Below are 11,441 nucleotides of genomic sequence, written 5' to 3'. Positions count from 1 at the left end.
AAACGAATTTGCCTGGCGGCAATAGCGCGGTGGTCCCACCTGACCCCATGCCGAACTCAGAAGTGAAACGCCGTAGCGCCGATGGTAGTGTGGGGTCTCCCCATGCGAGAGTAGGACACCGCCAGGCATCAAATAAAACAACAAGCCTCATGCGAAAGCATGGGGCTTGTTGTTTTGTCTGTTATCTGGCGTTCTGCCCGAGCATGGGCATCCTGAGACGAATGGTGTAGGACAAATCCGCCGGGAGCGGATTTGAACGTTGCGAAGCAACGGCCCGAAGGGGGGCGGGCAGGACGCCCGCCATAAACTGCCAGGCATCAAATAAAGCCGAAAACCCTCAAGGCTTTTTGCTATGGGAAGAATGGAAAATCCCCGTTGTAACCCGCTTCAGCTTTCATCGTACTGTTTAATATTCATCACAAAACCAACGCATTGTTTCTCTGAATGTCAGATATTCTTCGTCCGCTATTAAGTTTGGCTGTTAACTTATAAATAACAATAAAGTAACAACCAGGGCGGCAGGAAGCCGAATTTCATCATTGCTATGGCTCGGAGAAAATATCATGACAGAAACAACCTCGGCTCTTGGGGATGAGCACGGCGTCGAACAGGGGGCGCTGGATAACAAGAAACGCATTTTCGCTATCGTCGGAGCTTCATCAGGCAATCTGGTGGAGTGGTTTGATTTTTACGTTTACTCCTTCTGTTCCATTTACTTTGCCGCCTCGTTCTTTCCGGCGGGCAACAGCACCACGCAGCTGTTGCAAACCGCCGGGGTATTCGCCGCCGGTTTCTTTATGCGGCCGATCGGCGGCTGGCTGTTCGGCTATATTGCCGACAGGCATGGCAGAAAAAACTCAATGCTGCTTTCAGTCTGCATGATGTGCGCCGGATCGCTGGTGATCGCCTGCCTGCCGACGTATGAATCGATCGGCAGTTGGGCCCCGGCGCTGCTGCTGATCGCTCGATTGTTTCAGGGGTTGTCGGTGGGCGGCGAGTATGGCACCAGCGCCACCTACATGAGCGAGGTGGCAATCAAGGGGCGGCGTGGCTTCTACGCATCGTTCCAGTACGTGACGCTGATTGGCGGGCAACTGTTGGCGCTGCTGGTCTTGGTGATCTTGCAGCAGATATTGCCCGCCGAAGAGCTGAAAGCCTGGGGATGGCGTATTCCGTTTGCCTTGGGGGCCGTGTTGGCGGTGGTGGCGCTTTACCTGCGCCGCTCGCTGAATGAAACCTCCGATGCGAAGACGCGTAACCACAAAGATGCCGGTTCGCTGACGGGGCTGTGGAAAAATCGCAAGGCGTTCCTGATGGTGCTGGGCTTTACCGCCGCCGGTTCACTGACCTTCTACACCTTCACCACCTACATGCAGAAATACCTGGTGAACACCGCCGGTATGGACGCCAAGCTGGCCAGCGCCATCATGACCGTTGCGCTATTCGTCTTTATGCTGCTGCAGCCTGCAGTAGGCGCGTTTTCGGACAAAATCGGCCGTCGCAGCTCGATGCTGATCTTCTCAGCCTTCGCCACGGTGTTGACGGTGCCGATCCTGTTTGCCTTGAAAGAGGTGACCAACCCCTTTATGGCGTTCGGTCTGATCGTGTTGGCGTTGTTCGTTGTCAGCTTTTACACCGCGATCAGCGGGCTGCTTAAAGCCGAGATGTTCCCGCCGGAGGTGCGCGCGTTAGGAGTGGGCTTGTCTTATGCGGTGGCGAACGCCCTGTTCGGCGGCTCGGCGGAATATGTCGCGTTGTCGCTAAAATCGTTCGGCGTGGAGAACGCTTTCTTCTGGTATGTCTCCGGCATGTGCCTGCTGGCGCTGCTGGTTTCGCTTCGATTGCATCGCAAAGGCAAGGAGATACAGCTGTAATAAAAACCCCGGCCTTGGCCGGGGTCAGAGTACCGCTTACAGGATACGGCTAATCAGCCGATCGATGCGGATGCGGCGCAGACGGCGAATCAGCTTGCGCACCTTGATCGGGTACTGCTGAATGCTTTGCAGCTCCTGATAGTGGCCGACTACGGTGGTGTGAGTACGGATGCACTCCAGCTCTTTCTGCCGCTGCTCGCGCATCTCTTGCTTGGGATCGTGGATCAGAATGGCGTTTTCCAGATCCAGCCGCCAGGCGCGCGGGTTGAGATTATTGCCGGTAATCAGCTGCCACTCTTCGTCTACCCACATGCCTTTCAGGTGATAGCTGTTATCGCCATCCTTCCACAGACGCACGATCAGCTGCCCGGTGTCGATATAACGCTGCAAGCGGCTCAGGAAGCGGCGCAGGTTGATCTCGTACAGGTAGGGCAGTGCGCCGATGATTTTGAACGGCTGGTCTTCAGGAATATAGAAGTCGTTGGCGGTTTTGTCGCCGACAATGATCTCCACCTGTTTACCCTGGCGCAGCAGATAAATGATGTTGCGCACCAGCAGCGCCGGCAGGTTGAAGTAGGGGGTACAGAGCGTCAGTTTCTGGTCGGCGCACGACATCAGGTGATGAATGGTTTTATTCAGCACGCTTTGCTTGCCAAGCCCAACCAGCGGCGTCACCGCCAGCTCATCGTTGCCGGCCTTGTCGCGGAAGTGGTAACCGGCGCGGCGCAGGGCGAAACGGAACAGGCGGGTCTCGTTTTTGATCTCCGGACTTTTCGGCCGATCGCTGCGATCGAGGCGCTGTACGGCACCGGCGGTGAGCAGATGCTGCTTGATGTAATCGATCAAGGTATCGGCCAGCACGCCGTTGGTGATCAGCTGATAGCGATCGTAACGGTATTTCTCATGCTGATGCAGATAAACGTCGTTGATGCTGGCGCCGCTGTAGATCACGGTATCGTCGACCACAAAGCCCTTCAGATGCAATACGCCCAGCGCTTCGCGGGTATTGACCGGCACGCCGTAGATCGGCACCGACTGTTCCGGATGTTGGCTGGCCATGGCGCAGTACCAGTCGGCGTTGGTATTGGCGGCGGCGGCACCGATGCGCCCACGCTGTGCGCGGTGCCAGTCGACCAGTACGCAGATTTCCAGCTCGGGCCGCCGCTGTTTGGCTTGATACAACGCATTGAGGATCTCGCGCCCGGCGTCGTCATGCTCCAGATACAGGGCCACCAGATAGATGCGTTGGGTGGCGTTGGCGATGGCGTCCAGCAGCGTGGTGCGAAAATCGGACGGCGCGTACAACGTACGAACATCAGCAACCGTCTGGGGGAGTTTGGGCAGTTGTGCAAGGTGTTGTTGATGTTTGCTACGTTTAAATTTTGACAACATCACAGTGCGTTTCTTCTCTCATGATTGATGGCCAGAACGCCACAGGCATAAAAACAATAAACCGAATAATCGGGCGATAATACCATTAGTTGCCCCGATTGTGCGTATGTTTTGGCGTTAAGTGGTGGATTCGTAGCGCATTGCGACGCAGGTCACTGCGCGTCGGCGGCCCGCAGCGGCAGCGTCAGATTGACGATGCCGTCCTCAAGCTGCACCTCGATGCCAAAGCCCAGCCGCTGCGCCAGTGCGATCATGCCGCGGTTATTCGGCATGGTGATGCCGCTCAGACGGGTCAGGCCATGCGCGCGGGCATAGGCGATCATTTTCTCCAGCAACTGACGGCCCAGGCCCAGGCCTTTCAGGTCGGAACGCACCAGCACGGCGAATTCGGCGTCGGTGTTGTCCGGATCGGACAGCGCGCGGGTCACGCCGATGATCTCGTCTGCGCGCACCGCCACAAAGGCCATTTCTCGATCGTAGTCGATCTGCGTCATGTTGGCCAAATCGTCATGGGTAAACTCATTGATCTCGCTGAAGTAGCGATAATAGAGGTCTTCCTTGGTCACCCGGTCGATGAAATGCTTCAGCGCCGGTTCGTCTTCGGGCAGGATCGGGCGGAACAGACACTGGCTGCCGTCTTTCAGCGCGATGGTTTCTTCCAGCTCATGCGGATAAGGGCGGATCGCCAGCCGCGCCTGCGGATCGCCGCTGAACGGCGCGAGTTGCATCGAAACGTCCAGCAGGGTGAATTCGCTGCCGGAGGCCAGCACCGGATGGATATCCAGCCGGGCGATCTCCGGGCAGTCGAGGATCAGGTTGGAAACCTGCACCAGCAAGCGGCTTAGCCCGGGGATATCTAAAGGCCGCAGCGCGCTGCGCCCGCGGATCTTGCCGCCTTTCACCGCCTGCAGCACCAGATAACGTGCCAGCGCCATGTTCAGCGGCGGCAGCGCGACCGCCACCTGATTTTCCTGGCGCCACTCTACGCCGCCTTCGCCCAGCATGATCAGCGGGCCGAAAATCGCATCCTGCTCTACCGCGATGCGCAGCTCCTGGGCGCCGGCGCGGTTGGCCATGCTCTGCACCAGCAAGCCGTGGATGCGCGCCTGAGGGTAGGTGCGCTTCACGCGGTCGAGGATCGCCTCCGCCGCGCGCTGCACTTCGGTCGCGGTGCGCAGGTAGAGCATGACGCCCTGAACTTCCGACTTGTGCGGGATATCCGGCGAGCGCAGCTTCAGCGCTACCGGGTAGCCGATCTGTTCGGCGATATGTACCGCTTCGGCGCTGTCTTCGGCTATCCAGGTCGGCAGGGTGCTCAGGTCATAAGCCTGCAGAATGGATTGCACCTCGTGGGTATCCAACTGGGTGGCGCCTTCGGCCAGCGCCTGATGGATCAGGCGGTGAGCGTCGGCGGTATTGGCGGTCAGGCCGACCGGCAGCGCCGGCGTCTCTTTCAGCTGCTTTTGGTTGCGGCGGTATTCCACCATATGCATAAAAGCGGTCACAGCGCCTTCCGGCGTGCGGTAGGTGGGAATGGCGGCCTCGGTAAACAGCCGGCGTGCCTCTTGAGAAGAGTATTCGCCGCACCAGTTGGTCAGCAAGGTGATGCGTTTGCCGCGCGCATGGCGGTGCAGCGCGTCGATCAGCCGCTGCGCCGTGGCGGTGCCCGGCGCCGCCGCGCTCGGCGCATGGATCAGCAGCAGCGCGTCATAGTCGTGGCTGTCGAGCAGCGCTTCAAGAGCCGCCAGGTAGCGCTGCGGCGTGGCGTCGTCGCGCAGATCGAGCGGGTTGCCGGCGCGAATGAAATCCGGCATCGCATCGCTCAGCTTCGCCAGGCTCTCCTCGCTCAGCGTCGCCAGCTTGCCGTTGCGCCCGAGCAGCTCGTCCAGCGCCATCGCCGCCGGCGCCGCCCCGTTGCTGACGATCATCAGCCGTTCGCCGCGCAGCGGATGCATATGGCTGAGGGTTTCCACCGCTGAGAACAGCTCATGGGTATCCTGCACGCGCAGCAGGCCGGCGCGCTGGATGGCGGCGTCGTAAGCGGCGTCCAGCCCTTGCTGGCTGTTGAGCAGTAATTGCGCCTGTTGGCTGCGGCCGCTTTTGATCACCAGAATGGGCTTATTGCGTGAGGCGCTGCGCGAGGCAGAGAGAAAGCGTCGTGCGTCGCTGATGTTTTCCAGATACAGCAGGATGGCGCTGGTCTTGCCGTCGCGCGCCAAAAAGTCGAGTAGATCGTCGACGTCGATATCCAGGCTGTCGCCCAGCGCAATGAAATAGGAGAAGCCGACCTCGCGCTGTTGCGCCCAATCGAGAATAGTGTTGGCGACGGCGGCGGACTGCGAGATAAACGCCAGCTTGCCTTTTTGGATCGGCACCGGCGAGAAGCTGGCGTTAATGCCCTGCCACGGCGCCAGCAATCCCAGGCTGTTGGGGCCCAGCAGCCGCATGGCGTAGCGCTGCGCGCAGGCTTTCAGCTCGGCGAACTGTTCTGGCGGTGAAGAGAGCACGATGGCGGTTTTACAGCCGCGCTGCCCCAGCGCGTCGAGCAGCGCCAGATTACGCTTGGCGTGGGTGCAGATGATCGCCAGATCCGGCGTCAGCGGCAGGCTGGCGACGTCGGGATAGGCCATGACGCCGCATACCGCCTTGTAGCGCGGCGTAACCGGCAGGATGGGGCCGCCGAAACCGCCGGCCAGCAGGTTGCTCATCATCAGGTTGCCGGCGCGGCCCGGCTGCTGCGAAGCGCCCAGCACGGCGATCGATTTGGGACGTAGTAGCGCTTCTAACCCTCGCTGGCTCATGCACGGCTCCTTTTGGCAACGTTACGCCTGATTTTAGGCGCTTTATGGCTACATTGCTGTGACCGGTGCCTCCGGTCGGGTCGGTTTTCCCGCCAGATACTGTTGACGGAAATAGCGAAAATGCTGATTCAACCCTTCGGCGGCCGGCAGATCGCCCGCCTGTTGCAGCAGGGCGGCGGCCACTTCCGCCGTGCAGTGTTGCTCGGCGCGGCTGGCTTCGCGCAGCTGGTAGTCTGATGCGACGTCGACGTTGAGGGAAAACACCGGGAATTGATTGAGATACGGGCTTTTACGGAACATTTTGCGTGCCTCCGCCCAGGTACCGTCCAGCATGATGAACAGCGGCGGTTTGCCGCCGACGGGCAGCGCGCTGAACACTGGCCGTTCGGCGTCGGCGTAGGACGCGGGGAACACCACATAAGGCTGCCGTGTCGGATCGTTGATGGCCGCCAGCAGGGCGGGATCGACCTCGGTGCGCGACCAGAGGAACGCCTGGGTGTCCGGCAGGATATCGGCGATCAGGCGGCCGGTGTTGCTGGGCTTGAGCGGCTCGGCGCCGAACATGATCAGGCAGAAACGGCTGCCGGCCTGCTGTGGGCGAATGGTGTCGCACAGGCAGTTTTTATGCGGCAGCAGGCAACCCTGACAACGCGCCACCCGGCAACCGCGCGCCAAAAAAGGGCGGGTGGCGCGGTCTAAACGGAATTGGCGCAGGCGAAGTACGGCGTTGTCGGTCATAACGATCCTGGGGAAAAACCGCTATTGTAACGCAGAAAAAAGCCCGCCGGGAGGGGCGGGCTCGATCGGGGCGCGTTCGCGCGCAATGGCGGGATACGGCCTATACTTGCCGAATCACACTAACTCGTTGAGCCAGTTGTCAAACGGCGCTTTCGGCATCGCGCCGTTGAGCATGTCGACCATCTTGCCCTGACGGAACACCATGATGGTCGGGATGCTGCGGATGCGGAAACGGGCGCTCAGCTCCGGCTCGGCTTCGGTGTTCACTTTCACGAAGCGCACTTTGCCGGCGCGCTCTTCGGCCACGTCTTCAAAGATCGGTGCAAAGCTGCGGCACGGGCCGCACCACGGCGCCCAGAAATCGACCACGACCGGCAGATCGTCCTGCAGCAACTGGTCCAGCGTGGCGGCGGTGGCGTTGATCACTTCACCGTCGAAGAGCTCATGGCCGCAGCGGCCGCATTTCGCATTGTCCGCCAGACGTTCTTCCGGCACGCGGTTGGTGGCATTGCAAGCTGCACAAACTGTATTCATGTTGACCTCGGGTACAGAGAAAGCATGGTCCCCGCAACGCGGTTGCGGAGATGTTTCTTTAATGCTGACAATTATCGGCAAAACCCGGCGCGTGAACAATGAGGTTTGTTCAATGGATGTGATAGTTGGGAGCTTTTAGTGCAAGTTGGTGGCTTCGTGCACCAACATCAGGTAATCTTCGCGCCCTGCGCGTTGGTGGAGAAGACAATGAACGATTCATTTAGTGGCAAGAACGGCAAAGTCAAAGTGATGTACGTCCGCAGTGACGACGACAACGGTGACGACCGTAACAAGAATAAACGTCCGGCCGGCAAAGGCCGTCCGGCTGACGGTGCGCGATCGGGCCGCACCGGTCAAGACAAGGCGCGCGGCGGCAACGATCGCCGCGGCGCCGACTCCCGCCGCAGTGAAAGCGATCGTCCTCGCCGTCCGGCGCGCTCTGAAGATCGCGGTGGCAATGAGTCGCCGTGGAGAACCGTCTCGCGCGCGCCGAATGAAGAGCCGGCGTTCGATCATGGCGGCATCAGCGGCAAAAGCTTTATCGATCCTGAGCAACTGCGCCGCCAGCGCGCGGAAGAAACCCGCGTTTACGGTGAAAACGCCTGTCAGGCGTTGTTCGCCAGCCGTCCGGAAGCGATCGTGCGCGCCTGGTTCGTGCAGTCGGTCACCCCGCGCTTCCGCGAAGCGCTGCGCTGGATGGCGGCAAACCGCAAAGCTTACCACGTGGTGGATGAGGAAGAGCTGGCCAAGGCTTCCGGCACCGAGCACCACGGCGGCGTCTGCTTCCTGATCAAAAAGCGTCAGGGCCTGGATGCGCAGACCTACCTGAAAACCGCGCCGGCGACCGACTGCGTGCTGGCGCTGGAAGAAGTGGGCAACCCGCATAACCTGGGCGCCATCGTCCGTTCTTGCGCCCACTTCGGCGTCAACGGCGTGCTGCTGCAGGATCCGGCGCTGCTGGAATCCGGCGCGGCGGTGCGCACCGCAGAAGGCGGCGCGGAGCACATCAAGGCGATCAACGCCGATGATTTCCTGTCGGTGCTGGATACCTTCCGCAAGGCGGGTTACACCATCGTCACCACCTCCAGCCACAAAGGCACCGTGCTGGCGCAGGCCAAGCTGCCGGCCAAGATGGTGCTGGTGCTGGGCCAGGAACGCGACGGTCTGAGCGACAGCGCCTGGCAGCAGGGCGATATGAACGTGTCCATCGGCGGCACCGGCAAGGTGGAAAGCCTGAACGTTTCCGTGGCGACCGGCATTCTGCTGGCGGACTGGTGGCGTCAGAATCAGGCGTAATTTTCTACGTCGGATAAAAAAACGGGCGCCCCAGGGCGCCCGTTTCGTTTATTGAAGCTTAGTGAGCGCCGCCGCCTCCGCCGCCGCCGGAGCTGAATGGCGGTTTCGCCACCCACACCAGTACCAGCAACACCAGGAACACCCCGGCCGACAGCCAGAATATCTCGTTGGCGGAGATGATCAGGCCCTGCGCGGTGATCTCGTTGGCGATATACGCCGACGCCTGCTGCTTGCTCATGCCGAGCTGCTCCAGTTGCCGGTACATCTCCTGCGACTGCGGGTTGTACGGGTTGACGAACTCCGTCAGTTGCGAATGGTGCTGCGATTCGCGCTGCGTCCACAGGGTGGTGGTGATCGAGGTACCGATCGAACCCGCCAGCGTTCGCGTGAAGTTCGACAGGCTCGATGCCGCCGCCATGCGTTCCGGCGGCAGGCCGGACAGCGTGATGGTGGTCAACGGCATGAAGAAGCAGGCGATGGCGAAGCCCTGAACGAACTGTGGCCAGGCGGATGCGCCGAAGTCCATGCCCGGTTCAAACGTATAGGCGCGCCAGTAGAAGCACACGGCATACATGATGAAGCTGAAGGTCACCAGCCGGCGCATGTCGAGCCGGTTGCCGAACTTGCCGATGATCGGCGACAGCAACACCGGGATCAGCCCGACCGGCGCCGACGCCAGCCCCGCCCAGGTGGCGGTATAGCCGTACACCTCTTGCAACAGCTGCGGCAGCAGCACGATGGCGCCGAAGTACAGCATGTACGCCAGGCTGATGCACAGGCAGCCGATGGTGAAGTTGCGCGACTTGAACAGCGACAGATCCACCACCGGATGGTCGTCCGTCAGCTCCCACACCACCAGGAACAGCAGCGCCACCACCGCCACGACGGTGAGCGTGATGATCTCGGTCGAGTTGAACCAGTCCAGCTCCTTGCCCTGATCGAGCATGATCTGCAGAGAACCGATGCCGACGATCAGCAATACCAGGCCGACGGTGTCGATCGGTTTGATCTCGGTTTTGGTTTCCCGCCCCTTCAACGTCGCCATCGCCGCCACGATCACGAAGACGCCGATCGGGATGTTGATGAAGAAGATCCAGCCCCAATGGTAGTTGTCGCTGATGTAGCCGCCGAGGATCGGCCCGAAGATTGGCGCGACGATAACGGTCATCGACCACAGCGCCAGGGCCATCGCTCGCTTGGCGGGCGGGTAGTTGTTCAACAACAAACTCTGCGACAGCGGGATCAGCGGCCCGGCCACCACGCCCTGGATCACGCGGAAGAAGATCAGCATGCCAAGGCTGTTGGAGATGCCGCACAGCCAGGAGGCGATGGCGAACAGCGCGGTGGACCAAAGGAACAGCCGCACTTCGCCGAAACGCTTCGCCAGCCAGCCGGTGATCGGAATCGAGATGGCGTTCGCCACGCCGAACGAGGTGATCACCCAGGTACCCTGCGAGTTGGAAGACCCGAGGTTACCGGAAATGGTGGGGATCGCCACGTTGGCGATGGTGGAGTCCAGCACTTGCATGAAGGTCGCCATGGCGAGCGCGACCGTCATCCAGGCAAGCTGGGCACCTTCAAGCGGTTTCTGTGGCAAGATGGCCTCCCGCGCGCTTAGCCGGCGTTCGCATGGATCACGTCGGCGATCAGCTGGTTAACCGGCGCCAGATTCAACGCCAGCGCGTCGCTCTGATACAGCGGTTTGTCGCGCACCACGTCGGCCAGCACGCGGCCGTCCAGATTGGCGGTGTCGACGGTCACCAGCGTCGAAAGACCGATGCGCAGCGGATGATCGGCCACCTGCTTGGCGTCGAGCTCAATACGCACCGGCAGACGTTGCACCACCTTGATCCAGTTGCCGGTGGCGTTTTGCGCCGGCAGCAGCGAGAAGGCGCTGCCGGTGCCCATGTCGATACCGGCCACTTTGCCCTGATACACCACGTCGTCGCCGTAGACGTCGCTGACCACCGTCGCCGGCTGGCCGATACGCATATTGGCGATCTGGGTTTCCTTGAAGTTGGCGTCAACCCAGATGTGATCGGCCGGCACCACCGCCATCAGCGGCGAACCGGCGGCGATCTGCGCGCCGACCTGCACGCTGCGGCGCGAGACATAGCCGGTAATCGGGCTGATCACCTTGGTACGCTGCAGCGCCAGCCAGGCGTCGCGCATCTGCGCGGCGGCCTGTTGGATCGCCGGCTGCTGTTCCAGCGGAGTATTCAGCACCATCGCCTGGTTGGCGTTGTATTGCTGTACCGCCACTTCCAGCGCGGCTTTGGCGCTGTCGACCGCATCGCGAGCGTGTTGCAGCTCTTCGCGGCCGATGGCGTCAACGCTGCCCAGCACCACGCGGCGTTTCAGATCGTTCTCGGCCTTGCTCAGATCGGTCTTGCGCAGGGCGATGTTGGCCTGATACTGCTTGCTGTTGATGATCAGCTGGTGGGTCTGACGCACGCTGTTGGCCAGGCCGGTCTTGGCGCGTTCAAACGCCTGCTCGGCATCGGTCGGATCGAGCGTCAGCAGCACGTCGCCCTGCTTGACGTAGTCGGTGTTGTCGAAGTTGACGCTGTTCACGCTGCCGGACACCTGGGCCATGATCTGCACCTGGTTGCCGGAGACGTAGGCGTCGTCGGTTTCCTGGTGATGACGCAGCACCAGGAACCAATACACTAAATAAGCCACCCCTATAACAATGAAAATAACCGTCAGCAACAGCAGCCAAAATTTGCGCTGCTTCTTTTTGCCGCTCGGCTGCTGCGGGTTTTGGGTTTCCGCGCTTGCGCTCATGGTGTTCTCCAAGCCTTAT

8 protein-coding genes and 1 rRNA gene are annotated in these 11,441 nt (G+C 60.8%); 3 read left to right on the top strand and 6 right to left on the bottom strand.

Features of this window, described 5'->3' with window-relative positions; all coding sequences use genetic code 11:
* The first annotated feature begins 11 nt into the window (after positions 1-11).
* Positions 12-127 (top strand): 5S ribosomal RNA (gene rrf / locus ACJ8PN_RS19675).
* Between the two features lie 436 nt (positions 128-563).
* A complete protein-coding gene (locus tag ACJ8PN_RS19670) occupies positions 564-1,874 on the top strand; it encodes an MFS family transporter (RefSeq protein ID WP_351109247.1) in 1,311 nt (436 codons plus the stop codon).
* 36 nt (positions 1,875-1,910) lie between these two features.
* Here the strand turns inward: ACJ8PN_RS19670 and pssA are convergent, their stop codons facing one another.
* From pssA to trxC, 4 genes are all read right to left on the bottom strand, one after another.
* The gene (gene pssA, locus ACJ8PN_RS19665) at positions 1,911-3,266 is read right to left on the bottom strand and encodes a CDP-diacylglycerol--serine O-phosphatidyltransferase (protein ID WP_442535166.1); all 1,356 of its coding nucleotides are present in this window, start codon (positions 3,264-3,266) and stop codon (positions 1,911-1,913) included.
* A 152-nt stretch (positions 3,267-3,418) separates the two neighbouring features.
* Positions 3,419-6,067, bottom strand: a complete 2,649-nt coding sequence (locus ACJ8PN_RS19660; RefSeq protein ID WP_171454630.1) for a bifunctional acetate--CoA ligase family protein/GNAT family N-acetyltransferase — start codon at positions 6,065-6,067, stop codon at positions 3,419-3,421.
* A gap of 48 nt (positions 6,068-6,115) precedes the next feature.
* Positions 6,116-6,805 carry a tRNA-uridine aminocarboxypropyltransferase gene (locus ACJ8PN_RS19655; RefSeq protein WP_171454629.1) on the bottom strand — a complete coding sequence of 230 codons (690 nt, stop codon included), beginning with the start codon at positions 6,803-6,805 and terminating at the stop codon, positions 6,116-6,118.
* A 114-nt stretch (positions 6,806-6,919) separates the two neighbouring features.
* Entirely contained in the window at positions 6,920-7,339 is a 420-nt protein-coding gene (trxC, locus tag ACJ8PN_RS19650; RefSeq protein WP_004928868.1) for a thioredoxin TrxC, read from the bottom strand.
* Between the two features lie 207 nt (positions 7,340-7,546).
* On the opposite strand from trxC, the gene ACJ8PN_RS19645 reads away from it, so the two are divergent.
* Positions 7,547-8,635 carry a tRNA/rRNA methyltransferase gene (locus tag ACJ8PN_RS19645; protein WP_171454628.1) on the top strand — a complete coding sequence of 363 codons (1,089 nt, stop codon included), beginning with the start codon at positions 7,547-7,549 and terminating at the stop codon, positions 8,633-8,635.
* A gap of 58 nt (positions 8,636-8,693) precedes the next feature.
* Here ACJ8PN_RS19645 and emrB read toward each other — a convergent pair whose 3' ends face one another.
* Both emrB and emrA read right to left on the bottom strand, forming a co-directional pair.
* Complete coding sequence (gene emrB, locus ACJ8PN_RS19640; protein WP_161800767.1) at positions 8,694-10,235, bottom strand: multidrug efflux MFS transporter permease subunit EmrB; 1,542 nt, start codon at positions 10,233-10,235, stop codon at positions 8,694-8,696.
* Between the two features lie 14 nt (positions 10,236-10,249).
* Positions 10,250-11,422 carry a multidrug efflux MFS transporter periplasmic adaptor subunit EmrA gene (emrA, locus tag ACJ8PN_RS19635; RefSeq protein WP_015378875.1) on the bottom strand — a complete coding sequence of 391 codons (1,173 nt, stop codon included), beginning with the start codon at positions 11,420-11,422 and terminating at the stop codon, positions 10,250-10,252.
* Between the last annotated feature and the right edge of the window lie 19 nt (positions 11,423-11,441).

It is taken from the genome of Serratia sp. CY76391, from assembly GCF_052166695.1.
Classification (GTDB): domain Bacteria; phylum Pseudomonadota; class Gammaproteobacteria; order Enterobacterales; family Enterobacteriaceae; genus Serratia; species Serratia nematodiphila.
Note: the sequence above shows the minus strand (reverse complement) of the source record. Positions and strands in the feature narration are given on the sequence as shown.